Below are 23,257 nucleotides of genomic sequence, written 5' to 3'. Positions count from 1 at the left end.
TTTTCGCCTGGTTTTCATACGGCTAACGACAGGTCGCCACGGCCCCTGTGGGAGCGAGCCTGCTCGCGAAAGCGGCGTATCAGTCAGCATTGGAGTCGCCTGATACACCGCCTTCGCGAGCAAGCCCGCTCCCACAGAGAAATTTCGACACCGCATTCATGGCGTCGAAATTACCCCAAATCGATGGCAGGGAGCTACAGGACAGCGAACGTGCCTTGCGCTTTTGCGACCAGCTTGTCGCCCTGCATCACCTCGGCCTCCACCACCAGCGTGCGCCGGCCCGGGTGGATGACCCGGGCGGTGCACAACACCTCGCCGTCTGAGACGGCGCGGATGTAGTTGATCTTGCACTCGATGGTCGCGCTCTGCTGGTCAAAGCCATGGACACTGGAGCAAGCCAGGCCCATGGCGATGTCCACCAGGCTGAACAGCGCACCGCCGTGCAGCTTGCCGCCACGATTGCGCAACTCGGGTTCGAGGCCCAGGGCGACTTGCGCCACCCCGTCCCCGAGGCTTTGCAGCCGACAGCCGAGCAGCGTGAAGAACGCGCTCTGAACCAACCCGGCCGGCGCGTCCATCAGCGTTTCTTCAGTTGCTTGGCGTTGGCGAACAGCGAGGCCATGGCGTTGTTGGCCGGGGCTGCCGTGGCGGTCTCCTTGCGCGGTGCGGTGTTCTGCGACTGGCGCGGCGCGGCGCCTGGGCGAGCACCGCGGGCACCGTCGACTTTCTCACCTGGCGTGTCGCTCATACGCATCGACAAGCCAACGCGTTTGCGCGGGATATCGACTTCCATGACCTTCACTTTCACCACATCGCCGGCCTTCACGGCTTCGCGTGGGTCCTTGATGAATTTTTCCGACAGCGCCGAAATGTGCACCAGGCCGTCCTGGTGTACGCCGATGTCGACGAACGCGCCGAAATTGGTCACGTTGGTCACCACGCCTTCGAGGATCATGCCCGGTTGCAGGTCCTTGAGGTCTTCGACGCCTTCCTGGAATTCGGCGGTCTTGAACTCAGGGCGTGGGTCGCGTCCCGGTTTCTCCAGCTCTTGCAGGATGTCGGTCACGGTGGGCAGGCCGAAGGTTTCGTCGGTGAATTTCTTCGGGTCCAGGCGCTTGAGGAACGCGGCGTCACCGATCAGCGAGCGGATGTCGCGGTCGGTCTGGGCGGCGATGCGTTGCACCAGCGGGTAGGCTTCCGGGTGGACTGCGGAAGAGTCGAGCGGGTTGTCGCCGTTCATGACGCGCAGGAAGCCGGCGGCCTGTTCGAAGGTTTTTTCACCCAGGCGCGGGACTTTCTTCAACGCGGCGCGGGTCTTGAACGCGCCATGTTCGTCACGGTGGGTGACGATGTTCTGTGCCAGGGTGGCGTTCAGGCCGGAGATACGCGCCAGCAGCGCCACCGAAGCGGTGTTCACGTCCACGCCCACGGCGTTCACGCAATCCTCCACCACGGCGTCCAGGCCACGGGCGAGTTTCAGTTGGGAAACGTCGTGCTGGTACTGGCCGACGCCGATGGATTTCGGATCGATCTTCACCAGTTCCGCCAGCGGATCCTGCAGGCGACGGGCGATCGACACCGCACCGCGAATCGACACGTCCAGGTCCGGGAATTCCTTGGAAGCCAGTTCCGACGCCGAATAAACCGAAGCACCGGCCTCGGAGACCATGACCTTGGTCATTTTCATGGCCGGGTATTTCTTGATCAGCTCGGCGGCCAGCTTGTCGGTCTCGCGGCTGGCGGTGCCGTTGCCGATGGCGATCAGGTCCACCGAATGCTTGGCGCACAGGGCGGCGAGTACGGCAATGGTCTGGTCCCACTTGTTGTGCGGCACGTGCGGGTAGACCGTGGCGTGGTCCAGCAGTTTGCCGGTCGAGTCCACCACCGCCACCTTGCAGCCGGTGCGCAGGCCTGGGTCGAGGCCCAGGGTGGCGCGCGGGCCGGCCGGTGCGGCCAACAGCAGGTCGTGTAGGTTGTGGGCGAATACGTTGATCGCCTCGGTCTCGGCGTTGTCTCGCAACTCACCGAGCAAGTCGGTTTCCAGGTGGGTGTAGAGCTTGACCTTCCAAGTCCAGCGCACCACCTCGGCCAGCCATTTATCGGCGGCGCGGTTCTGGTTCTGGATGCCGAATTGCTGGCCGATCATGCCTTCGCACGGGTGCATGGTGCCGGGCAGTTCTTCACCGACCTTCAGGGCTGAACTGAGAATGCCTTCGTTGCGGCCACGAAAAATCGCCAGGGCACGGTGGGACGGCATGCTCTTGAGCGGTTCGTCATGCTCGAAGTAGTCGCGGAACTTGGCGCCTTCCTCTTCCTTGCCGGCGATGACGCGGGCGCTGAGGATGGCTTCCTGCTTGAGGAAGTTGCGCAGTTTCTCCAACAGGTTGGCGTCTTCGGCGAAGCGCTCCATGAGGATGTACTTGGCGCCTTCCAGCGCGGCCTTCACGTCCGCCACGCCTTTTTCGGCATCGACAAAGCGTGCGGCCTCGGTTTCCGGGGCCAGGGTTGGATCATTGAATAGGCCATCGGCCAGCTCGCCGAGGCCGGCTTCCAAGGCGATCTGGCCCTTGGTGCGGCGCTTCTGCTTGTAGGGCAGGTACAAATCTTCGAGGCGGGTCTTGGTATCGGCCAGCTTGATGTCGCGCTCGAGTTGCGGGGTCAGCTTGCCCTGCTCCTGGATGCTCGCCAGGATGCTGATGCGCCGTTCGTCGAGTTCGCGCAGGTAGCGCAGGCGCTCTTCCAGATGACGCAACTGGGTGTCATCGAGGCTGCCGGTCACTTCTTTCCGGTAACGGGCTATGAAAGGGACCGTGGAGCCTTCATCGAGTAGCGCGACGGCCGCTTCGACCTGTTGTGGGCGGACGCCGAGTTCCTCGGCGATGCGGCTGTTGATGCTGTCCATAAAACCACCTGACAAATTGTGAAATCAGGCTCGCCGCCGCAGAAGCCGGGCTCGGCGAGACTGGTTGAGCGGCCTGGCATGCGCCGCTGCCTGGGTCAAAAGGCTGCCTGTTGACCCGCGAAATTCAAAAAGTGCTGCCTGGCCAGGGGTAAAAAAAGTGCTGCGCCGTTATAGAGATCCGGCCTGGTCCTGGCACAAAGGCCGCGCATTATAACCAGCGTTCCGTTGTTCGGGGGTGTCGTGAACCGAGGGTTTGATGGGTGGATTGCTGGAGATAGAGGAAAAATCTGCTAACAATGCACACGGTGCGTATAACGGCAGCTAGGCCATAATGCGCGCCAAGATCAAAGGAGCTTCCTATGAGCAGCACAGCACAAACTGCTGAAGGCGAAAAAATTCTGATTGTTGACGACGATCCCGGGCTGAGCAGCCTGCTGGAGCGTTTTTTCGTCAGCAAGGGCTACCGCGCCCGTACCGTACCGAACACCGAGCAAATGGATCGCCTGCTGGCCCGTGAGGTGTTCAACCTCGTGGTCCTCGATCTGATGCTGCCGGGTGAGGACGGCTTGACCGCTTGCCGTCGCCTGCGTGGCGCGAACAACCAGATCCCGATCATCATGCTCACTGCCAAGGGCGACGAACTGAGCCGCATCAAGGGGCTGGAGTTGGGCGCCGACGATTACCTGGCCAAGCCGTTCAACCCGGACGAGTTGATGGCCCGGGTCAAGGCGGTCTTGCGTCGCCAATCGGCCCCGGTGCCGGGCGCGCCGGGCAGCGAAGACGAAAGCGTGACCTTCGGCGACTATGAACTGTCGTTGGCCACCCGCGAGCTCAAGCGTGGCGACGAGATCCACATGCTCACCACCGGTGAGTTCGCCGTGCTCAAGGCCCTGGTGATGAACGCCCGCCAGCCGTTGACCCGGGACAAGCTGATGAACCTGGCCCGTGGCCGCGAATGGGATGCGCTGGAGCGTTCCATCGACGTACAGATTTCCCGTCTGCGACGGATGATCGAGCCCGATCCATCCAAGCCGCGTTATATCCAGACTGTCTGGGGCGTAGGTTACGTATTCGTGCCGGATGGCGCCGCCAGCAAGTGATTGGCGATTTGTAGGAGCGGGTAGCCTGGCTGATTGAAGTCTTTTCCAGGCGACTCGCGGTCTGTCATTGTGCGAGCATCGCTCGCTCCTGCAAGTATGTAGCGACTATTCATGAAAACCCCCGTTTGGTTCCCCCAGAGTTTTTTCTCCCGCACCCTCTGGCTGGTGCTCATCGTCGTGCTTTTTTCCAAGGCGCTGACGCTGGTCTACCTGCTGATGAACGAAGACGTTCTGGTGGATCGTCAATACAGTCACGGCGTGGCCTTGACCCTGCGGGCCTATTGGGCGGCTGACGAAACCAATCGAGCCAAGATTGCCGAGGCGGCGACATTGATTCGGGTCGTTGGTGCCGGCGTGCCGGAAGGGGAGCAGCACTGGCCGTACAGCGAAATCTATCAACGGCAGATGCAGGCCGAACTGGGCGCCGACACCGAGGTGCGACTGCGCATGCATTCGCCTCCGGCATTGTGGGTGCGTGCCCCGAGCCTGGGTGACGGTTGGTTGAAGGTGCCGCTGTACCCGCATCCATTGCGTGGCCAGAAAATCTGGAACGTGCTGGGTTGGTTCCTGGCGATCGGCCTGTTATCGACGGCATCGGCATGGATCTTCGTCAGCCAGCTCAACCAACCGCTCAAGCGCCTGGTCTACGCTGCCCGGCAGCTGGGGCAGGGGCGTAGCGTACGGTTACCGATCAGCGATACGCCCAGCGAGATGACCGAGGTCTACCGCGCCTTCAACCAGATGGCCGAGGATGTCGAGCAGGCCGGACGCGAGCGTGAGTTGATGCTTGCGGGAGTCTCCCATGACCTGCGCACGCCCCTGACTCGATTGCGGCTTTCCCTGGAATTGATGGGCGAGCACACCGACCTGACCGACGAGATGGTTCGTGACATCGAAGACATGGACGCGATTCTCGACCAGTTCCTGGCGTTCATTCGAGACGGTCGTGATGAGTCCGTGGAGGAGGTGGACCTCAGTGAGTTGGTGCGGGAAGTGGTTGCGCCCTATAACCAGAACGACGAAAAAGTACAGTTGCGCCTGGAGCCTATCCAGCCGTTCCCGTTGCGCCGGGTGTCCATGAAGCGTTTGCTGAACAACCTCATCGGCAATGCGCTGAACCATGCGGGCGCCGGTGTTGAAGTCGCAGCCTATGTCTCCGGCGACACCAGCGCGCCTTACGTGGTGCTGAGCGTCATGGACCGTGGCGCTGGTATTGATCCATCGGAACTGGAAGCCATTTTCAATCCCTTTACCCGGGGCGATCGCGCCCGAGGAGGAAAGGGCACCGGACTGGGCCTGGCGATCGTCAAGCGCATCGCCTCGATGCACGGCGGCAACGTCGAACTGCGCAACCGCGTCGGTGGCGGGTTGGAAGCACGGGTGCGCTTGCCGTTGGGCTTGATGTTGCCTCGGGATGCGGTATAGGAGACAGCAGCAAGCCGCGAGCTTGAAGCTGCAAGTTGGAAGCAGCTTGGCTTGCAGCTTGAAACTTGCTGCTTGCAGCTGCTCCTCAACCCTTGCCCTTGGTCCGGGTCATGTTCGGCCCGCCATTCTTTTCCAAATGCTCAATGATGATCCCGGCCACGTTCTTGCTCGTGGTGGTCTCGATCCCTTCCAGGCCTGGCGAGGAGTTGACTTCCATCACCAGCGGTCCGTGGTTGGAGCGCAGGATGTCCACGCCCGCCACGGCCAGGCCCATGACTTTCGCGGCCCGCAGGGCGGTCATGCGTTCTTCCGGGGTGATCTTGATCAGGCTGGCACTGCCGCCGCGATGCAGGTTGGAGCGGAACTCTCCGGGCTTGGCCTGGCGTTTCATCGAGGCAATCACCTTGTCGCCGACGACGAAGCAGCGAATGTCCGCGCCACCGGCTTCCTTGATGTACTCCTGGACCATGATGTTTTGCTTAAGGCCCATGAACGCCTCGATCACCGATTCCGCCGCCGTCGCGGTTTCACACAGGACCACGCCGATGCCCTGGGTGCCTTCCAGCACCTTGATCACCAGCGGTGCGCCGTTGACCATCGCAATCAGGTCGGGAATGTCGTCGGGGGAGTGGGCAAAACCGGTTACCGGCAGGCCGATCCCGCGCCGTGACAGCAACTGCAGCGAGCGCAGCTTGTCCCGGGAGCGGGCGATGGCCACCGACTCGTTGAGGGGAAACACCCCCATCATTTCGAACTGACGCAACACGGCGCAGCCATAGAACGTCACCGATGCGCCGATGCGCGGGATGACCGCATCGAAGCCTTCCAGCGGTTTGCCGCGGTAATGGATCTGCGGCTTGTGGCTGGCAATGTTCATATAGGCGCGCAGGGTATCGATCACCACCATTTCATGGCCACGTTCGGTCCCGGCCTCGACCAGGCGACGGGTGGAATACAGACGCGGATTTCGCGACAGCACAGCGATCTTCATGCAACACCTGTGGCAGAGGTAGTGGACACCGGGTATGCCGGCTTGTCTTGGACGTATTTGATGCCTGGATTGACCACCAACTGGCCGTCAACCAAGGCTTTGGAACCCAGCAACAGGCGATAACGCATGGATTTGCGGCAGGCGAGCGTGAACTCGACCCGCCAGAACCGATCGCCCAGCGCCAGCGTGGTGCTGATCACGTAGCGGACCTGGGCGTGGCCGTTGGAGCTCTTGATGGTCTTGCGCGCTACCAGCGGCGCTTCGCAGCGGCGATGGCGCAACTGCACCACCGTGCCCAGGTGCGCGGTGAAACGCACCCATTTTTCGCCGTCGCGCTCGAATGGCTCGATGTCGGTAGCGTGCAGGCTGGAAGTACTGGCTCCGGTGTCGATTTTTGCGCGCAGGCCGGCGACTCCCAAGTCCGGGAGCGCCACCCATTCGCGCAGACCGACGACGGTCAGATGGTCAAATGTCTTCAATAAAAACAACCTGAAATTGGCACATCGGATCGTGGACTCCGCGAATCGCGGTATTCACGCAGAATAATCACAAAATGGCGACAGTTATCTACGCATCCGTTTGAATGTGTAGCCGATGCCGACGCCCGCCCTATGAACGGGCGGTTCGGCGGGCATTCTATCCGTCGCGACGGATTCGTGCGCCCGACAAAAACGGTAGTACAGTTCCAGCTATTCGTTAGAAAGAGGAATTCCAGTGGCACAAAAAAGCGAAGAGGATGACAAGGTCCGTCTCGATAAATGGTTGTGGGCGGCACGATTCTACAAGACCCGAGCCTTGGCCAAGGCCGCCATTGAAAGCGGCAAGGTCCATCACCGGGGCGAGCGTTGCAAGCCTGGCAAAGAGCCACGTATCGGCGACGAATACGTCATCCGTACCGGTTTTGATGAAAAAACCGTGGTTGTCGAAGCCTTGTCCATCGTGCGTCGCGGCGCGCCGGAAGCTCAAACGCTATACCGCGAGACCGAAGCCAGCGTCGCCAAGCGCGAAGCTGCTGCCGCCCAGCGCAAGGCCGGTGCCCTGGGCGTCAGCACCGACGGCAAGCCGAGCAAGAAGCAGCGTCGGGACCTGTTCAAGTTTCATGGCAGCAACAGCGAGTAAAGCATCGGCCACACCGGTAACCCGTGGCGAGGGAGCAAGCTCCCTCGCCACAACAGCGCTGCACATGCAGATAGATGCTCAGTCTTCCCACAAAGCAAAATCATGGCTTGCTTGGAACCCACCCTGAATGCCCATAAAATGCCCGTCATCAATTGCCATCACCTTAGATACCAGACCCTATGACTGATTTACCGGATACCGACTACACCCAACGTTTCATCTTCGATGACAGCGACGCCCGTGGCGAGCTGGTGGCGTTGGAGCGTAGCTACGCCGAAGTCCTTGCCAAGCACGCCTATCCGGAGCCGGTCGCGCAATTGCTTGGCGAGTTGATGGCCGCCGCGGCGCTGCTGGTGGGTACCTTGAAATTCGATGGCTTGCTGATCCTCCAGGCGCGCTCCGAAGGTCCGGTGCCTCTGCTGATGATCGAATGCTCCAGCGAGCGAGAGATCCGTGGCCTGGCCCGTTATCACGCGGAGCAGATCGCGCCCGACGCAACCTTGGCCGACCTGATGCCCAACGGCGTGCTGGCCCTGACGGTCGACCCGAGCCACGGCAAGCGCTATCAGGGCATCGTCGATCTCGACGGCGCGACGCTGGCTGAGTGCTTCACCAATTACTTCGTCATGTCCCAGCAGACCAACACCCGCTTCTGGCTCTATGCCGACGGGCGGCGCGCCCGTGGATTGCTGCTGCAGCAACTGCCTGCCGACCGCATCCGTGATCCGGAAGAGCGCGACGCCAGCTGGCAGCACGTCACCGCTCTGGCCAGCACCTTGAGCGCTGATGAATTGCTGGGCCTGGACAACGAAACCGTCCTGCATCGCCTGTACCACGAAGAGCAGGTTCGCTTGTTCGATGGCCAGCCGTTGCGCTTCAAATGCAGTTGCTCCCGTGAACGTTCCGGCAATGCGCTGGTCAGTCTGGGTCTGGAAGATGCACAGCAACTGGTGATCGAACATGGCGGCGCCATTGAAATCGATTGCCAGTTTTGCAATGAGCGCTACCTGTTCGATGCCGCGGACATTGCCCAATTGTTCGCCGGTGCGGGTGTCGACACACCGTCAGATACTCGTCACTAAATCGGTTCAGCGCAGGTAAATCTCCTGGCAAACGCCGGATTTACGCCGTACTGACGGGAGGGCCCTACTTTTTTTGGGCTTTTCTGGCATAATCCGGCCCACTTTTTTCGGGTAGTAGTGCGCGACTTCCTACTACAAAACGTTTGGAGCACTCGGCCACGGGCCGACGGGGAATCTCATGACGCAAGCCAATAACGCCGTGTACACCGATCTGAGTGTCGATGATCTGGTCAAAGAAGCCCTGAATCGCGGTGAAGGCGAGCTTGCCGATACTGGCGCGCTGGTTGTACGTACCGGTCATCGTACCGGTCGCTCGCCAGTCGACCGTTTCATCGTGGAAGAGCCAACCACCCAGCACGCCATTGCATGGGGCCCGATCAACCGCAAGTTCCCGGCCGACAAGTTCGACGCCCTGTGGAACCGCGTCGCAGCCTACTTGGGCGAGCGCGAGCGTTTTGTTTCTCACGTGCATGTAGGTTCCGATCCTGCGCACTACCTGCCGGTCAAGATGACCACCGAGACCGCGTGGCACAACCTGTTCGGCCGCTGCCTGTTCATCAACCCCGAGCAGTACAACGCCGGCGGCAAGGACGAGTGGCAGATCCTCAACGCGCCGAACTTCGTCTGCGAGCCTGAGCGTGACGGCACCAACTCCGACGGCACCGTGATCATCAACTTCGCGGCCAAGAAAGTGCTGATCGCCGGCATGCGCTACGCCGGTGAGATGAAGAAAGCCCTGTTCTCCGTGCAGAACTTCCTGTTGCCAGCCGTTGACGTGCTGCCGATGCACTGCGCCGCCAACATGGGCGAAGAGGGCGATGTGACCCTGTTCTTCGGTCTGTCGGGCACCGGCAAGACCACCCTGTCCGCCGACGAAAGCCGCTACCTGATCGGTGACGACGAACACGGCTGGGGCGTAGGCGTGGTCTTCAACATCGAAGGCGGTTGCTACGCCAAGTGCATCGACCTGTCCGAGAAGAACGAGCCGGTCATCTGGAAAGCCATCCAGCACGGCGCCGTGTTGGAGAACGTCGTCCTGGACCCGGTCACCAAGAAAGCCGACTACGCCGACGACAGCCTGACCCAGAACAGCCGCGCCGCCTACCCGCGTGAGCTGATCGAAAAACGCGCACCGAAGAACCTCGGTGGCGAGCCAAACGCCGTGATCTTCCTGACCTGCGACCTGACCGGCGTACTGCCGCCCGTGTCGGTCCTCAGCGAAGAACAAGCTGCCTACCACTTCCTGTCCGGCTACACCGCACTGGTGGGCTCGACCGAAATGGGCTCGGGCAGCGGCATCAAGTCGACCTTCTCCACTTGCTTCGGCGCGCCGTTCTTCCCGCGTCCAGCCGGTGAATACGCAGAGCTGCTGATCAAGCGCATCCGTGGTTTCGGCTCCAAGGTCTACCTGGTCAACACCGGTTGGACTGGCGGCGGCTACGGCGTCGGCAAGCGCTTCAACATCCCGACCACCCGTGCGGTGATCGCAGCGATCCAGAGCGGCGCGCTGATCGGTGCTGAAACCGAACACCTGGACATCATCAACCTGGACGTGCCGCTGGCTGTTCCAGGCGTCGAGACTGGCCTGTTGAACCCACGCAACACCTGGGCCGACAAAGCCGCCTACGACGAAGCCGCCAAGGCACTGGCCGGCCTGTTCATCGAGAACTTCAAGAAGTTCGAAGTGAGCGACGCGATCAAGGCGGCAGGTCCGCAGCTATAAGGCTTGGTTGATAGATGAAAAAGCCGCCCTTCAAGGGCGGCTTTTTTGTGCGCGACTAGTTTTCTTCCAGTGCCTGTGTATCCCATCGCTGCGCCTTGATTGCCTTGTAGAGCATGCCGATGGTCAGCGGCACTTTGTTTCCCCGCCCCTTGGCCCTGCGCTTTTGAAATACATCGAATCCTTCCGGTTGGAAATAGCGATAGGCGTCATAGTCGATGAGCTCGACGGCGAACCGCTCTTCCAATGTTTCCATCAAATGCCGCGCATCCGCGCCGTCGCAGCCTAGATCGTGATTGATCGCGGTTTCCAGCCGAAGGGTCTTGCGTTCCGGCAGGCCGATCTCTTCATGGAGCAATTCCATGAGCTGGCGCATGACGGCATCGTCGGGGAAGTCTGGGGGGAAGTGCATGTTGTGGGTCCGACTGGTAGGAATGGCAGGGCTGTACGGTTGGCAAGTTTAGGGCGAAATCGTTTCTCAAAAAGAAGAAAAGTCTCACGTCATGCTCGGAATCGTCTGGTGAGCATTGCCCCGCTTACTCGGTAAGGTTCTCCGCGCCGCTTGCATTGAGTTGGCGCTGACCGAGCAAGGACGAAGCATGGCGAAAGGAAAAGGCGATATTCCCCAAGTCTGGGAGTACCGAGGTGATGACTGGCGCCACAGAGTCCTGCGGGACATGACCCCGGACGAGCTGGCAAAACGAGACGCCGATTATAAAGCCCATGAGGACATGCTCGCTCGGCAAGAGGCGTACATGACTCAGCGGCTGAGCCAGATACATCAGAAGGAAGCCCCGCGTATCAAAGGCTGCGTGTTCGCCAAGTCCTGCGAACTGCCCGATGCGATCATCGATTATCACAATCCAACCGGTTACATCCCGACGGAGATGCTGAGCGCTTATGGCGCCTTCACATTGTTGGGCGGCCGTGAGGTTGACGCGTCAGGCTGTGTACCGCTGAAGACGATCAGCGGAGCATTACCCGCAAGTGTTGGCACGCTGGCACTGGGTGGAACCGGCTTGGCCTCCCTTGGCGCCGGCGCGGCGATCACGGCGCCGGTAGCGGCAGGCGCACTGGTGGGATTGGTGGGGCTGCTGATGCCCTCGAACCTGGGCGACGGTTCGCTGTACACCGAAGAGCAACTAAGGTCCCTTGAACAAGCGCGCAGCCGGGTTCGCCTACATGTCGAAACCCAGCCCGACGGGACGCTTAAAGGTTACGGCTACAACACCCAGTCAAGACGCGACTGGGAGATGATCCCGGTGGTGACATTCCAGGCCCGCGGCGAGCAGCAAGTGGCAGACTTCGGCGACGGGGTCGAGTTGATCTGGACGCCGGCAGTGGACCCTTCCGCGACGTTGGGCATTCCAGCGTTGGAAGCTGCGCCACAGGCGCCGCGCATCTGGATCTTCCCGCCGACGCCCATGGCGGACAGCATCATCGTCAATCCGATCTATCCACCGGAGTACAAGGATTTCATTCTTGTGTTTCCGGTGGGGGCTGGGGTTTCGCCGTTATATGTAGTTTTGAATGTTCGGCGCAAAGGGTTGCCGGAGCCAGCGCATAAGTATCATCACGCACCTCAGACAAACGAAATTTCAGGCTTCGCTGGTCTTACTGAAGTTAAAGCAAAGACTCCCCGTCAAGGTGGCGGCGGTTTCCGGGAGCGTTGGATTGATGCTAAGGGCAGGAGAATTTACGAGTGGGACTCTAGCCACGCCGAGTTAGAAGTGTATCGTTCAAGCGATGGGGGCCATCTCGGTGCATTCGATCACCTTACGGGTGAGCAAAAGAAAAAACGAAATCCGAAACGTAACATCAAGAAGTATTTATGAGGACGCCATGGGTTTGAAAATTAGGCTGAGGTGGTTTGATAAAGTATCCGAGCTATTGGTCGAGAAAGAGTATTCAAAGGATTTCGGAAGCGACACCGAGATTCTGGATGAACTCAATATTCCTTCGGGAAATAATATTAATAACGGAAATCTTGATGTCGTCGGCGAATGGGTTGGAATCCTCCAGCCACATTTCAAACATTATCTGGATTTGTCGAGGTACGACTATCAAGTATCTTTTGACTATCGAGATGAGTGGTGAGCGTAAGATCACGAGGTCGAGGCAATTACGGCCGGCTTTTCGACCCCGGCAAGCATCGGTGGCACTTCAGATAGCCTCATGCAACCGCCTAGCAAGAAGCTTGTGATCAGGACGGTAGGTAACGTCAGTTTGCTCAACATGATTTTTCTCCTTGTCTAATGAGTAAAGGGAATCCTGTCTTTTGCTGGTCCGATGCAGCCGATTCATGGATCGACGGCGCACCTTAACGCGTCTAATGACCGGAGACGAGACATCAAAGCGCCTGGATCGCTTCGTGGCAAAGCGATAACGCTCCCGAAAAAAGCGTATACAGCGAGAGAGGTAGAGCCATGAATTTTGCTGTGTTGGGATTTTATCCAGGCCAGGACGAATTGGTATTTGAACAGAGCATCAACCTGTCTATAAAGGACTTGATGCCATTGATGCTTTGGACTGACAACACCGATTATATCGGCGCTGATTTCAAACTTTCCAAGACACAAATTATCGAAATTGGGCGCTTGGCGTCGTTGGCTTTTCCCGCAGAGCTTGATTTTTATCTAACGTCAACCGAATGACCCGGCCCGTGACTGTGCTCATTTACCTCTGAGCTGCATCCATCCGCTGAATGCCCGGCATCACACGAATAAATTTCAAAAAAAGTCAGTGGCTGGCTATGGTGATGGCTGTCCTTGGATCGCCGACAAGAGAGCAAACATGAGCCAGACAACCTTCGATATCCAGCGCGCCGCCGTGGTCGGTGCAGGCACCATGGGCCGTGGCATCGTGATGTGCCTGGCCAACGCCGGCGTCACTGTGCAATGGGTCGATAACAACCCGCAAATGCTTGAGCAGGCCTTGGCCACGGTGGCCGAGACTTATGCCCATAACGTACGCCAGGGCCGACTCGAACAAAGCGAAGCCGACGCGCGGATCGCCCGGGTAACGAGGGCGGATGACTACGCGGCGATCCGCAATGTGGACCTCGTAATCGAAGCGGTCTACGAGAATCTGGAACTCAAGCAAAAGATATTCCGCGAGCTGGACGGCATGCTCAAACCCGAGGCGCTGCTGGCAAGCAACACTTCGGCGTTGGACATCGATGCCATTGCCGCCGCCACGCGTCGGCCAACCCAGGTGCTGGGCCTGCATTTCTTCAGCCCTGCGCACATCATGAAACTGCTGGAAATCGTCCGCGGCGCACAGACGTCGAAAGCGGTGCTGGACGCAGCGCTGGCGTTGGGCAAACGCATGGGCAAGGTAAGCGTGGTATCGGGTAATTGTCATGGGTTCATTGGCAACCGGATGCTGCATCCCTACGTGCTGGAGGCGCGCAAGATGCTTTTGGAGGGGGCGCTCCCCCATCAGGTCGATGCGGCGCTGCAAGGCTTCGGCTTCGCCATGGGGCCGTTTCGCATGTACGACGTGGTCGGGATCGATCTGGAATGGCGTGCCCGGGAACTGGCGGGCCAGGGCCAGGACGCGCCCGAGGTGCAAGTGGACAACCGCCTGTGCGAGTTGGGCCGGTTCGGCCAGAAGAGCGGCAACGGGTACTATCACTATGAGCCAGGCAGTCGCCAGGCTGAACACGATGTCGAGGTCGATGCGCTGGTGCAGCGGGTCAGCGAGGGGCTGGGTTTCCAGCGGCGTGACATTGGTACCGAGGAGATCCTCGAGCGCTGCTTGCTGGCCCTGGTCAACGAAGGTGCGAAGATCCTCCAGGAAGGCATCGCCGAGTCGTCTCACGACATCGATCTGGTTTACCTCAACGGATATGGCTTCCCCGCAGACAAGGGCGGCCCGATGGCCTGGGCTGACCAGCAAGGGCTTGACGACATCCATGCGCGCTTGTTGGAGCTTGAAACCAAGCAGGGCGACCAATGGAAACCCGCCCGTTTGATCGGCGAGCTGGCTGCGCAAGGCAAAGGATTCTCCCAGCGATAATGCCGAGCCTTGCCCTGCGTTCCAAAACCGGATTACCCAAGGACAACTGATGCCCCAACGCACGGAATACTTGCACTTCCAGCCCATTACCACGCGCTGGCACGACAACGATGTGTACGGTCACGTCAATAACGTCACCTACTACAGCTTTTTCGATACGGCCGTGAACACCTACCTGATCGAAACCGGCGGGTTGGATATCGACGAAGGAGAAGTGGTGGGCTTCGTAGTGAGTTCGGCCTGCGATTACTTTGCCTCGATCGCTTTTCCAGACCGGATCGAGGTTGGCCTGCGGGTCGGCAAACTGGGCAACAGTTCGGTGCAGTACGAGCTGGCGGTGTTCAAGGTGGACGAGGACGAAGCCTGCGCGGCGGGACGCTTCGTGCATGTTTTCGTGGATCGGGCATCGAATCGGCCCGTGGCGATTCCTGATCGATTACGCGCAGCGTTGGAACGGTTAGTGGCCTGAAACGAAAAATCGCAACCTCCGGTCAGTCTCTGAAGAGAACGGCCGAAGGCTGCGATCTTTTACCGGCTGGTAGAAAAGTCAGCCGTTAGTCGCGGTAGTAGCGGTGATGCTTCTTGCGATGCCCGTAGGCATGGCCGCGACCCGGGTGCCCGTCACGATAGTAGCGGCGATCACCGCGGCGACCTTCATAACGGTCGTCATCGTCGTCCTTGCCCATGTAGTTGCCCAGTGCGCCACCGGCGCCACCGCCCGCTGCGGCACCGATCAGGCTACCGGTGGTGCCGCCTACGCTGCGGCCGACCACGTTACCGCCGGCTGCGCCCAATGCGCCGCCGATCGCCGCTTCACCGCGGCTGTGTCTGTCTGCGCCGACTGCGCTACCACCCGCGCCGCCAAGGGCTGCGCCGATAGTGGAGCCGGTGTTGCCGCCCAGGGACTGGCCGACGACCGAACCCAAAACCCCGCCCAATGCGCCGCCTACACCTGCTTCGGCGGTACCGCCGGCAGACGCGACGCCACTGATCAGGCCAAGGGACAACAAGAGAATGGAGGAGAACTTCATAGAGGAGCCTCAAAGGGATGACGGCGCGATCCTGAGGCTGGCTTCGCTTGGTTACAATCGAAATCCGACGAGTAACACGACTTGTGCACAATTCTCTAAGTTATTGTTTTTAGGCTGGAACTTAACCGAATTTCGCCGGTCTTTAGCTACTTCAGACAGGCCGTTTTCATTGGAAAACGGCCTTTTTTGTGGGCGTCTGGAAGTACCGTGGAAGCCCGCCCCCTGAGGATTGCGTCAGGCCGACTTGGCCAGGATCAACCCGTTTTCGCTCGCGGCTTCGAGGCGGATCGCCACGAACTTTGAGGTTGGGGTAAAGCTGCCGTCGCCAGTGCTTTCCAGCGGCACCAAAGGATTCACTTCCGGGTAATAGGCTGCGGCCTGCCCGGCGGGGATGTCGAAGGCCAGCAAGGTAAAGCCTTTGACTCGACGCTCACGGCCATCATCCCAGAGCGAAACGATGTCCGCTTTCTGTCCTGGCTTGAAGCCCAGGCGGATGATGTCCGCTTCGTTCACGAACAGCACGTCGCGTTGGCCTTTGACGCCGCGATAACGGTCATCCAACCCATAGATCGTGGTGTTGTACTGATCGTGCGAACGCATCGATTGCAGGATCAGGTCCGGCAGTTGGCCTGTCGCGCGGGTGCGCTCATGAATCAGGTCCGTCGGCAGCCGGTTGGGCTTGAAGTTGGCCCGGCCCGAAGGGGTATTCCAGCGACGGGCACCGGCGCTGTTGCCCAGGTAGAAACCGCCGGGGTTCTTGAGTTTTTCGTTGAAGTCCTTGAAGCCAGGGACAGTCTCGGCGATCAAATCGCGGATACGGCTGTAGTCGGCCACGAGCCAGTTCCAATCCACTGGGCGGCTGCCCAGCGTGGCGGCGGCGATGCCGGCGATGATCCAGGGCTCGGAGCGCATCTGGTTCGACAGCGGCTGCAGTTGGCCATTGGAGGCGTGGACCATGCTGAAGGAGTCTTCCACGGTCACCGCTTGGGAGCCTTCCGCTTGCAGGTCGATGTCGGTACGCCCCAGGCACGGCAAGATGAGCGCTTCCTTCCCGTGGGCCAGGTGGCTGCGGTTGAGCTTGGTGCTGATCTGGACGGTCAGGTCGCAGTTGCCCAAGGCCTGGAAGGTCCGGTGGCTGTCTGGCGTGGCCTGGGCGAAGTTGCCGCCCAGGGCGACGAACACTTTTGCCCGGCCTTCGGCCATGGCGTGGATCGCCTCGACCACGTTGTGGCCGTTTTCACGCGGTACCTTGAACTGGAAGCGCCGCTCCAGGGTGTCGAGGAACGCAACGGGCGGACGCTCGTTGATTCCCATGGTCCGGTCGCCTTGCACGTTACTGTGGCCACGAACCGGGCAGAGCCCTGCGCCTGGCTTGCCGATGTTGCCACGCAGCATCATCAGGTTGGCGATTTCCTGGATCGTCGCCACCGAATGGCGGTGCTGGGTAATGCCCATTGCCCAGCACATGATTACGTTGTTGGCCTTGGCGTACATACGCGCGGATTGCTCGATCTCGGCCAGGGTCAGGCCGGATTGCTCGACGATCTGCTCCCACGGGGTTTCATCGACGACTGCCAGGTATTCCAGGACGTTGGCGCTGTGTTCGTTGAGGAACCCATGGTCGAACACCGCAGGGCCGCCGCTGTTCTGCGCGTCCCGTTCCCATTGCAACAGGAATTTCGCCATGCCCCGCAGCACAGCCATGTCACCGCCCAGGGCCGGGCGGAAATAGGCGGTGTTGGTCGGTTTATCACCGTTGGTGAGCATTTCCAGCGGATGCTGCGGATGCTGGAAGCGTTCCAGGCCGCGCTCTTTCAGCGGGTTGATACACACCACCTGGGCGCCACGTTTGACGGCTTCGCGCAGCGGCTCGAGCATCCGTGGATGGTTGGTGCCGGGGTTCTGGCCCCAGACGAAAATCGCGTCGGCATGTTCGAAATCGTCGAAAGTGACCGTGCCTTTGCCCACGCCCACGCTCTGGGACAGGGCCACGCCACTGGCTTCATGGCACATGTTCGAGCAATCGGGAAAGTTGTTGGTGCCGAAGGCACGCACGAACAGTTGATACAGGTAGGCCGCTTCGTTGCTGGCCCGGCCTGACGTGTAGAACTCCGCCTGGTTCGGGCTGGACAGTCCGTTCAGATGCTTGCTGATCAGTGCGAATGCCGCGTCCCAGCTGATGGGCTTGTAGCGGTCGGTTTCGGCGTCGTAGCTCATCGGCTCCGTCAGGCGCCCCTGGTATTCAAGCCAGTAATCGCTCTGCTCCAGCAACGACGTCACGCTGTGCTTGGCGAAAAAAGCCGCGTCGACACGACGCTTGGTCGCTTCCCAGTTCACGGCCTTGGCGCCGTTCTCACAGAACTTGACCATGCCGCTTTCCGGCGAATCACCCCAGGCGCAGCCGGGGCAGTCGAAGCCGCCGTTCTGGTTGGTCTTGAGCATCATGCGGATGTTCTTCAGCGCGTTATCGCTGGTCAGCCAGGCCTGGGCAACGCTGATCAGCGCCCCCCATCCACCGGCCGGGCCCTTGTAGGGCTTGTAGCGCGGTGCGGGTTTCTGGTTGGCTTGTTGATAGTTGCTCACGCTTGTTTCTCCATCGCAGGGCTATAGACCCGCGGCGCACTTTTCTGCGGCAGGTGGATGAGGTTGAGGTTGTGTTGGCGGGCCCACTGCACGGCGAGGCCGGTGGGCGACGACAGGCTGACCAAGGTCTGGATGCCCGCACGCAGGACTTTCTGGATCAATTCGAGGCTGCAACGGCTGGTGACAATCGCCAAGCCGCCGGCTACCGGGATTTGTTGCCGGATCAACGCACCAATCAGTTTATCGAGGGCGTTGTGTCGGCCAATGTCTTCGCGGCCCAGCAGCAGCTCGCCCTGGGCATTCATGAACAATGCCGCATGGACCGCGCCGCAGTGCTGGCCCAGGGGCTGGAACTGGCTGATGCGTTGGCGCAGGCCATCGAGCCATGGCGCCGGTGGTAGCGGCGCCCCGGGCAGCGCCTTGAGGTCGGGTAGCGCCTGTTCCACGGCTTCCACGCCACACAGTCCGCAACCACTGGTGCCGGCCATCTGCCGGCGTTGCTGCTTGAGATTCCAGAAGGCGCGATTGGCGATGGTGACCTGGGCATATTGCGCCGAACCGGCACCGCTCAGTTGCAAATCATAGATATCCGCGGGGTCTTCGATGATGCCGCTGCCGAGGCTGAAACCGACGATAAAATCTTCGAGATCAGTGGGCGTGACCAACATGACAGCCTGGCTGATGCCGTTATAGGCAATGGCCAACGCCACTTCCTCGGCCAGCGCGGTGCTGTCCGAGTCGGAGTGGTCCAGGTTGCAGTAGCGATAGCTCTGGCTGGCGGCTGGCGTGGAGGGTTCCACGTCAGGCGTTGGACAGACCGGAGGCTTGTCGTTCATGGGCATCACTGAAAGTAGGAATAGTGTTAAGACTAAATGCGGCAATCTGCCACGTCTAATCGCTATTACTGATCTTCCAATAGATGACGTCGATCAAGAGATGCTTGTTGATTTCTGATAAAGCGCGAAACAGGCCTCCGCCAACGCCGAACGCGGGGCGCCGCGACGCATGATCAGGCCGAGCGGGACGAGTGACTGCGCCCCTTCAATGGGCTGGATCCGCAGGTCTTCGGCCATGTCGTGCAGGCCGCCCTCCAGTGGCACCACCGCGCAACACAGCCCGCCGTGAACGGCTTGTAGCAGTTGATGCACGGCGTCGGTCTGCAACAGCGGCTGGGGTGACAACCCCCGACTGTGGAAGTTGTGGTCGATGGACTGGCGAAAATGCATGCCGCTGGTGAGCATGCCCAAGGGCAATTCGACCAGCGCTTCCCAGCTCAGCGGTTGTTCATCGAAAAAGAAAAACCGCTGGTCGTAAAGCAGGCCCATGCGGGTATGGCTGAACGGCAGCGCCTCGAAACGATCGTTGTCCAGGCGTTCCAGGTAGGAAATGCCCAGGTCGATGCGGTTGTTCGCCAACTGTTCGAGAATCTGCTCGGAGCTCAGGGACGACAATTCGAAACGCAGGCTGGGGTGGTCGGCGTGCAGGCGCTGCATCATCGACAGCGGATCGAAGTTTGACAGCGGCACCACGCCCAGGCGCAGCGTGCCCACCAGATTGCCCCGGCAGGCCGCCGCTTCGGCCTGAAGCCCGTCGTAGGCGGCCAGCACCGTGCGAGCCCAGGCCAGCACCCGTTCACCTGGCGCGGTAAAACCCTCGAAGCGCTGGCCGCGGTTGACCAGTGGCAGGCCAAGCTCTTCTTCCAGGCTGCGCAAGCGCATCGACAGGGTGGGTTGGGTGATGTGGCAACGAGCGGCGGCCTGGCCGAAGTGACGGGTTTCGTCGAGCGCAATGAGAAATTTCAGTTGCTTGATGTCCATCTTCGCTCCAGGGCGCTTGAAGGTTGGGATTCTAGCGCTTGCGCGTGGCGGGGTCATCGGTCGGTTGGGGAGCGGGTTCGGTGGGCTTGGTCTAGGCTTTGCGTCTGGACATTTGAACCCAGGGAGAGACAACCATGAGCCTTTTCAGTTTTTTAAAAGATGCCGGTGAAAAAATTCTTGATGCGCTGACGCCCGACAAGGCCGAAGCCAACAGCGAGGCGCTGACCAAGCACGTACAAGATGCCCTGACAGGTATAGATACTTCCAGGATCCAGATAAAAGTCGAAGGCGAAAAAGTCATTGCCACGGGCGAAGCCGCGACGCAGGAGGAAAAGGAAAAAATCCTTTTGGCCCTGGGCAACGTTGCCGGTATCAGCGGCGTGGATGACCAGATCACGGTCACCGGGCCGGTTGCGGCGGCGGCCAGGTTCGTCACCGTTGAGAAGGGCGACACCTTGAGTGCCATTTCCAAGCGGGTCTATGGCGATGCGAACAAGTACAACAAGATTTTCGAAGCCAACAAGCCGATGCTGAAACACCCGGACAAGATCTACCCGGGGCAGGTGCTGCGTATCCCTGAGTAATCTTCAGACTTGCAGTGTCTTCATCGCGAGCAAGCTCGCTCCCACAGTTGACCACATGTCCCTGTGGGAGCGAGCTTGCTCGCGATGAAGGCGGTGCGGTTCAAAGTCCGGCAATCAAGTCCCGATAATCCCCGACCGCCTCAAACTCCCCCGTATCCTTCGGCCCCTTGCGGCTGTCTGGTTCGCTGACCGCCAGCAGATGGCCGACGCCAAAGTCCCGGGCGCTGCGCAATACCGGCAGGGTGTCGTCGATAAACAGGCTGCGGGCCGGGTCGAAATCCAGGTCGGCTTGCAAGGCATCCCAGAACTGCGGGTTCTCCTTGGGGAAACCGTAGTCGTGGGAACTGATCAAGCGCTCGAAATATGGAGCCAGTTCGATACGCTCCAGTTTCAACGACAACGAATCTCGGTGGGCATTGGTGATCATCACGACCCGTTTGCCGGCCCTTTGGATCGCCGCCAGGAACGTATCGGCGTCCGGGCGCAACGCGATCAAGTGCGCGGTTTCCAGCTTCAACTCGCGCACCGGCAGTTTCAGTTCCTCGCTCCAGAAGTCCAGGCAATACCACTGCAACTGGCCGGCGTTGCGTTCGAACAGCGGTTGCAGCTCCATCTCGGCCATCGCGCGGCTGACGCCATGCAGTTCGGCGTAGCGCTGGGGCAGGTGCTCCAGCCAGAAATGGTTGTCGTAATGCAGGTCCAGCAGGGTGCCGTCCATGTCCAACAGCACCGTGTCGATCTCGTGCCAGGGCAATAAAGCCATCAAACTTCTCCAGCGGTAATCAGATATCCGACACAAACAATCAGGATAGGCCGGGTATAGTAGCCCGCTATCGCCCAGGGAGCCGTTTATGCGCCAGAAGCCCACCATACTCGACCGACGGATCGTCGCCACCAGCCGCCTGTTTTGCGTTGAAGAACTGCAATTGCGTTTTTCCAATGGCGTGGAACGTACCTATGAGCGGTTGGCGAGCAAGGGCGCAGGCTACGGCGCGGTGATGATCGTGGCGATGCTCGACGCCGACCACGCGGTGTTGGTGGAAGAGTACTGCGGCGGTACCGATGCCTACGAGCTGTCCCTGCCCAAAGGTCTGATCGAGCCCGGGGAGGACGTGCTGGCGGCGGCTGAACGGGAGCTCAAGGAAGAGGCCGGTTTTGGCGCGCGACAACTGGAGCACTTGACCGAGCTGTCATTGTCGCCTGGCTACATGAGCCAGAAAATCCAAGTAGTGTTGGCGACCGATCTGTATGAAGAACGGTTGGAGGGCGACGAGCCCGAGGCGATGCGCGTCGAGAAGGTCAACCTGGGCGAGCTCTGGGCCCTGGCGCAGAATCCACAATTCACCGAAGGCCGGGCGCTGGCGGCGCTGTATCTGGCTCGCGACCTGCTGACCCAGCGTGGAGCCTACCTGCCATGAATTACCCACATCCCCTGATCGCCCCGGTGATCGAGCTGGCGCTCAAGGCCGGCGCGGCGATCCTGCCATTCTGGCGAGCCAATGTGGAAGTCGTGCAAAAGGCTGACGAATCACCCGTCACCGCCGCCGACATGGCCGCTCACGATGTCATCGTCGCTGGATTGACTGCGCTGGCGCCGGATATCCCGATCCTTTCCGAAGAGGACGCCAATATTGCACAAAGCGTGCGCGCGACCTGGAAACGCTGGTGGCTGGTGGACCCGCTGGATGGCACCAAGGAATTCATTTCCGGCAGCGAAGAGTTCACCGTCAACATCGCCTTGGTCGAAGAGGGGCGGGTGGTGTTCGGCGTGGTTTCGATGCCTACCAACGGGCGCTTTTATGTCGGCGGCGCTGGGCTTGGCGCCTGGCGTGGCGATAAAAATGCCGAGCCTTTGCCCATCGCCGTGCGTAACGTATTGGCGCCAGGGGAAGTGTTTACCGTCGTCGCCAGCCGCCGCCACACCAGTGCGGAGCAGGAGCGCTTGTTGGCCGGCTTGAGCGAGAGCCTTGGCGCCTTGCAATTGACCAATATCGGCAGTTCGTTGAAGTTCTGCCTGCTGGCCGAAGGTGCGGCGGATTGCTATCCACGGTTGGCGCCAACGTCCCAGTGGGACACCGCCGCCGCCCAGGGTGTGTTGGAAGGTGCCGGGGGCGAGGTGTTGGACCTGGGCGGCGAACCGTTCTGCTATCCGCCACGGGCGTCGCTGTTGAATGCCTCGTTCCTGGCTTTGCCGGCGAAGGCGGCGTGGCGTGGGAAGTTGTTGGAGCTTGCCCGCGCCTAAGATCAAATCTGACCTTTTGGCTCGGACTGCTTCTGTGGCGAGGGAGCTTGCTCCCGCTGGGCCGCGAAGCGGCCCCAAAGGCGTCTGCTGCGCCCGAGGCGTCGGACCGGCCGAACGGGAGCAAGCTCCCTCGCCACGGGTTTTATGCTGCTTTGATCAACGGTGCAGCACGTACTGCCCTTCGAATTGCACCGCCACGTCCTCGCTGTCCACGTTCATCACCCGCGTCTGCAGGGCCAGCCGCGCCCGTCCGTAGCGCCGATACGTGGCCAGGAAGCGCTTCCAGGTTTTTTCATCAGGCGCTTCGCAGACGACGTGCGCATCCCGGGTGACCGGCAGCGGATAGCTGATCTGCCCCTCCTGGATCACGATGTGTCCGTCCTCGATCCCTTCCTCGCGCAAGGCCAGGTGCAGCCAGCCCCAGCCGCCCAGTACCGCGCCGCAGTACAGACTGCCGCCGAACATGGTGCTCTTGTGGTTGACGTTGGCCTCGAGGGGCAGGAACAGGCGCAGTTCCCGGCCCTGCCAATCGAGCACTTTCAGGCCCATGTCCCGCGTCAACGGGATGTCCCGGTGCAGAATCGATTCCAGGTAGGTGCTGTCGCGGTTCATGCTGGGCCTCTTGCTTGAAAGGGAAGATG

The 23,257-nt window shown here is 60.4% G+C and carries 24 protein-coding genes; 13 read left to right on the top strand and 11 right to left on the bottom strand.

From position 1 onward, the window contains the following. Positions 1-194: 194 nt before the first annotated feature. Positions 195-578 carry a PaaI family thioesterase gene (locus AB4N42_RS01650; RefSeq protein WP_258648699.1) on the bottom strand — a complete coding sequence of 128 codons (384 nt, stop codon included), beginning with the start codon at positions 576-578 and terminating at the stop codon, positions 195-197. Further along, complete coding sequence (locus AB4N42_RS01645) at positions 578-2,902, bottom strand: Tex family protein (RefSeq protein WP_030140495.1); 2,325 nt, start codon at positions 2,900-2,902, stop codon at positions 578-580. Before AB4N42_RS01645 ends, AB4N42_RS01650 begins: the two co-directional genes overlap by 1 nt. 359 nt (positions 2,903-3,261) lie before the next feature. On the opposite strand from AB4N42_RS01645, the gene ompR reads away from it, so the two are divergent. Together ompR and AB4N42_RS01635 are read left to right on the top strand one after the other, a co-directional pair. Further along, positions 3,262-4,002 (top strand): osmolarity response regulator transcription factor OmpR, encoded by a 741-nt coding sequence (ompR, locus tag AB4N42_RS01640; protein WP_025211284.1) that lies wholly within the window; start codon positions 3,262-3,264, stop codon positions 4,000-4,002. Positions 4,003-4,113: 111 nt separating this feature from the next. Further along, positions 4,114-5,427 (top strand): ATP-binding protein, encoded by a 1,314-nt coding sequence (locus AB4N42_RS01635; RefSeq protein ID WP_030140494.1) that lies wholly within the window; start codon positions 4,114-4,116, stop codon positions 5,425-5,427. A gap of 85 nt (positions 5,428-5,512) precedes the next feature. Here the strand turns inward: AB4N42_RS01635 and rimK are convergent, their stop codons facing one another. Both rimK and rimB read right to left on the bottom strand, forming a co-directional pair. Further along, positions 5,513-6,418 (bottom strand): 30S ribosomal protein S6--L-glutamate ligase, encoded by a 906-nt coding sequence (rimK, locus tag AB4N42_RS01630; protein WP_003196697.1) that lies wholly within the window; start codon positions 6,416-6,418, stop codon positions 5,513-5,515. After that, positions 6,415-6,897 carry a retropepsin-like aspartic endopeptidase RimB gene (rimB, locus tag AB4N42_RS01625; RefSeq protein WP_460115775.1) on the bottom strand — a complete coding sequence of 161 codons (483 nt, stop codon included), beginning with the start codon at positions 6,895-6,897 and terminating at the stop codon, positions 6,415-6,417. The genes rimK and rimB overlap by 4 nt, the downstream gene beginning before the upstream one ends. A gap of 235 nt (positions 6,898-7,132) precedes the next feature. Here rimB and AB4N42_RS01620 point away from each other — a divergent pair, with 235 nt between their 5' ends. The 3 genes from AB4N42_RS01620 (at position 7,133) to AB4N42_RS01610 (ending at position 10,342) form a co-directional block, all read left to right on the top strand. Further along, the gene (locus AB4N42_RS01620; protein ID WP_030141548.1) at positions 7,133-7,537 is read left to right on the top strand and encodes an RNA-binding S4 domain-containing protein; all 405 of its coding nucleotides are present in this window, start codon (positions 7,133-7,135) and stop codon (positions 7,535-7,537) included. 179 nt (positions 7,538-7,716) lie between these two features. Beyond that, positions 7,717-8,619 carry an Hsp33 family molecular chaperone HslO gene (gene hslO / locus AB4N42_RS01615; RefSeq protein ID WP_198797044.1) on the top strand — a complete coding sequence of 301 codons (903 nt, stop codon included), beginning with the start codon at positions 7,717-7,719 and terminating at the stop codon, positions 8,617-8,619. Between the two features lie 178 nt (positions 8,620-8,797). Continuing rightward, positions 8,798-10,342 (top strand): phosphoenolpyruvate carboxykinase, encoded by a 1,545-nt coding sequence (locus AB4N42_RS01610; protein WP_460115774.1) that lies wholly within the window; start codon positions 8,798-8,800, stop codon positions 10,340-10,342. Positions 10,343-10,397: 55 nt separating this feature from the next. On the opposite strand, the gene AB4N42_RS01605 is transcribed toward AB4N42_RS01610, so the two are convergent. After that, on the bottom strand, positions 10,398-10,751 hold the full coding sequence (locus AB4N42_RS01605; protein WP_323154288.1) for a DUF1493 family protein: 354 nt from the start codon (positions 10,749-10,751) through the stop codon (positions 10,398-10,400). A gap of 187 nt (positions 10,752-10,938) precedes the next feature. Between AB4N42_RS01605 and AB4N42_RS01600 the strand changes: the two genes are divergently transcribed. The 5 genes from AB4N42_RS01600 (at position 10,939) to AB4N42_RS01580 (ending at position 14,828) form a co-directional block, all read left to right on the top strand. Continuing rightward, on the top strand, positions 10,939-12,174 hold the full coding sequence (locus tag AB4N42_RS01600; RefSeq protein ID WP_460115773.1) for a colicin E3/pyocin S6 family cytotoxin: 1,236 nt from the start codon (positions 10,939-10,941) through the stop codon (positions 12,172-12,174). A 7-nt stretch (positions 12,175-12,181) separates the two neighbouring features. Further along, on the top strand, positions 12,182-12,436 hold the full coding sequence (locus AB4N42_RS01595; protein ID WP_198797046.1) for a colicin E3-like toxin immunity protein: 255 nt from the start codon (positions 12,182-12,184) through the stop codon (positions 12,434-12,436). 329 nt (positions 12,437-12,765) lie between these two features. Next, the gene (locus AB4N42_RS01590; protein ID WP_030141542.1) at positions 12,766-12,993 is read left to right on the top strand and encodes a hypothetical protein; all 228 of its coding nucleotides are present in this window, start codon (positions 12,766-12,768) and stop codon (positions 12,991-12,993) included. Positions 12,994-13,132: 139 nt separating this feature from the next. Further along, entirely contained in the window at positions 13,133-14,359 is a 1,227-nt protein-coding gene (locus AB4N42_RS01585) for a 3-hydroxyacyl-CoA dehydrogenase (protein ID WP_323154290.1), read from the top strand. A gap of 49 nt (positions 14,360-14,408) precedes the next feature. Then, complete coding sequence (locus tag AB4N42_RS01580; protein ID WP_030141540.1) at positions 14,409-14,828, top strand: acyl-CoA thioesterase; 420 nt, start codon at positions 14,409-14,411, stop codon at positions 14,826-14,828. A gap of 85 nt (positions 14,829-14,913) precedes the next feature. Here the strand turns inward: AB4N42_RS01580 and AB4N42_RS01575 are convergent, their stop codons facing one another. From AB4N42_RS01575 to AB4N42_RS01560, 4 genes are all read right to left on the bottom strand, one after another. After that, positions 14,914-15,390 (bottom strand): glycine zipper domain-containing protein, encoded by a 477-nt coding sequence (locus AB4N42_RS01575; protein WP_198797049.1) that lies wholly within the window; start codon positions 15,388-15,390, stop codon positions 14,914-14,916. A gap of 234 nt (positions 15,391-15,624) precedes the next feature. Further along, on the bottom strand, positions 15,625-17,973 hold the full coding sequence (locus AB4N42_RS01570; RefSeq protein ID WP_198797050.1) for an FdhF/YdeP family oxidoreductase: 2,349 nt from the start codon (positions 17,971-17,973) through the stop codon (positions 15,625-15,627). Continuing rightward, the gene (gene fdhD / locus AB4N42_RS01565; protein WP_030141537.1) at positions 17,970-18,809 is read right to left on the bottom strand and encodes a formate dehydrogenase accessory sulfurtransferase FdhD; all 840 of its coding nucleotides are present in this window, start codon (positions 18,807-18,809) and stop codon (positions 17,970-17,972) included. The genes AB4N42_RS01570 and fdhD overlap by 4 nt, the downstream gene beginning before the upstream one ends. Positions 18,810-18,902: 93 nt before the next feature. Beyond that, a complete protein-coding gene (locus tag AB4N42_RS01560) occupies positions 18,903-19,790 on the bottom strand; it encodes a LysR family transcriptional regulator (RefSeq protein WP_030141536.1) in 888 nt (295 codons plus the stop codon). A gap of 134 nt (positions 19,791-19,924) precedes the next feature. On the opposite strand from AB4N42_RS01560, the gene lysM reads away from it, so the two are divergent. Beyond that, positions 19,925-20,374: a peptidoglycan-binding protein LysM gene (lysM, locus tag AB4N42_RS01555; protein WP_030141535.1), complete on the top strand. Its 450-nt coding sequence runs from the start codon at positions 19,925-19,927 to the stop codon at positions 20,372-20,374. Positions 20,375-20,474: 100 nt separating this feature from the next. On the opposite strand, the gene yrfG is transcribed toward lysM, so the two are convergent. After that, a complete protein-coding gene (gene yrfG / locus AB4N42_RS01550; protein WP_030141534.1) occupies positions 20,475-21,137 on the bottom strand; it encodes a GMP/IMP nucleotidase in 663 nt (220 codons plus the stop codon). A gap of 88 nt (positions 21,138-21,225) precedes the next feature. Between yrfG and nudE the strand changes: the two genes are divergently transcribed. Both nudE and cysQ read left to right on the top strand, forming a co-directional pair. Continuing rightward, complete coding sequence (gene nudE, locus AB4N42_RS01545; RefSeq protein WP_030141533.1) at positions 21,226-21,792, top strand: ADP compounds hydrolase NudE; 567 nt, start codon at positions 21,226-21,228, stop codon at positions 21,790-21,792. Next, positions 21,789-22,616: a 3'(2'),5'-bisphosphate nucleotidase CysQ gene (gene cysQ / locus AB4N42_RS01540; protein WP_030141532.1), complete on the top strand. Its 828-nt coding sequence runs from the start codon at positions 21,789-21,791 to the stop codon at positions 22,614-22,616. The genes nudE and cysQ overlap by 4 nt, the downstream gene beginning before the upstream one ends. Positions 22,617-22,772: 156 nt before the next feature. Here cysQ and AB4N42_RS01535 read toward each other — a convergent pair whose 3' ends face one another. Continuing rightward, entirely contained in the window at positions 22,773-23,228 is a 456-nt protein-coding gene (locus tag AB4N42_RS01535) for a YiiD C-terminal domain-containing protein (protein ID WP_407683960.1), read from the bottom strand. Positions 23,229-23,257 lie beyond the last annotated feature (29 nt).

Source organism: Pseudomonas sp. H2_D02 (assembly GCF_054677635.1).
The sequence above is the reverse complement of the archived record's forward strand: the minus strand, read 5'-3'. Positions and strand labels throughout refer to the sequence as shown.

Coding starts and splice junctions, on each gene's coding strand:
- nudE (WP_030141533.1), top strand. CDS start 21,226: ATGCGCCAGAAGCCCACCATACTCGACCGACGGATCGTCGCCACCAGC.
- AB4N42_RS01590 (WP_030141542.1), top strand. CDS start 12,766: ATGAATTTTGCTGTGTTGGGATTTTATCCAGGCCAGGACGAATTGGTA.
- ompR (WP_025211284.1), top strand. CDS start 3,262: ATGAGCAGCACAGCACAAACTGCTGAAGGCGAAAAAATTCTGATTGTT.
- AB4N42_RS01645 (WP_030140495.1), bottom strand. CDS start 2,902: ATGGACAGCATCAACAGCCGCATCGCCGAGGAACTCGGCGTCCGCCCA.
- yrfG (WP_030141534.1), bottom strand. CDS start 21,137: ATGGCTTTATTGCCCTGGCACGAGATCGACACGGTGCTGTTGGACATG.
- lysM (WP_030141535.1), top strand. CDS start 19,925: ATGAGCCTTTTCAGTTTTTTAAAAGATGCCGGTGAAAAAATTCTTGAT.
- AB4N42_RS01605 (WP_323154288.1), bottom strand. CDS start 10,751: ATGCACTTCCCCCCAGACTTCCCCGACGATGCCGTCATGCGCCAGCTC.
- AB4N42_RS01595 (WP_198797046.1), top strand. CDS start 12,182: ATGGGTTTGAAAATTAGGCTGAGGTGGTTTGATAAAGTATCCGAGCTA.
- rimK (WP_003196697.1), bottom strand. CDS start 6,418: ATGAAGATCGCTGTGCTGTCGCGAAATCCGCGTCTGTATTCCACCCGT.
- cysQ (WP_030141532.1), top strand. CDS start 21,789: ATGAATTACCCACATCCCCTGATCGCCCCGGTGATCGAGCTGGCGCTC.
- AB4N42_RS01650 (WP_258648699.1), bottom strand. CDS start 578: ATGGACGCGCCGGCCGGGTTGGTTCAGAGCGCGTTCTTCACGCTGCTC.
- AB4N42_RS01560 (WP_030141536.1), bottom strand. CDS start 19,790: ATGGACATCAAGCAACTGAAATTTCTCATTGCGCTCGACGAAACCCGT.
- AB4N42_RS01600 (WP_460115773.1), top strand. CDS start 10,939: ATGGCGAAAGGAAAAGGCGATATTCCCCAAGTCTGGGAGTACCGAGGT.
- AB4N42_RS01610 (WP_460115774.1), top strand. CDS start 8,798: ATGACGCAAGCCAATAACGCCGTGTACACCGATCTGAGTGTCGATGAT.
- hslO (WP_198797044.1), top strand. CDS start 7,717: ATGACTGATTTACCGGATACCGACTACACCCAACGTTTCATCTTCGAT.
- AB4N42_RS01575 (WP_198797049.1), bottom strand. CDS start 15,390: ATGAAGTTCTCCTCCATTCTCTTGTTGTCCCTTGGCCTGATCAGTGGC.
- fdhD (WP_030141537.1), bottom strand. CDS start 18,809: ATGAACGACAAGCCTCCGGTCTGTCCAACGCCTGACGTGGAACCCTCC.
- AB4N42_RS01535 (WP_407683960.1), bottom strand. CDS start 23,228: ATGAACCGCGACAGCACCTACCTGGAATCGATTCTGCACCGGGACATC.
- AB4N42_RS01635 (WP_030140494.1), top strand. CDS start 4,114: ATGAAAACCCCCGTTTGGTTCCCCCAGAGTTTTTTCTCCCGCACCCTC.
- AB4N42_RS01580 (WP_030141540.1), top strand. CDS start 14,409: ATGCCCCAACGCACGGAATACTTGCACTTCCAGCCCATTACCACGCGC.
- AB4N42_RS01585 (WP_323154290.1), top strand. CDS start 13,133: ATGAGCCAGACAACCTTCGATATCCAGCGCGCCGCCGTGGTCGGTGCA.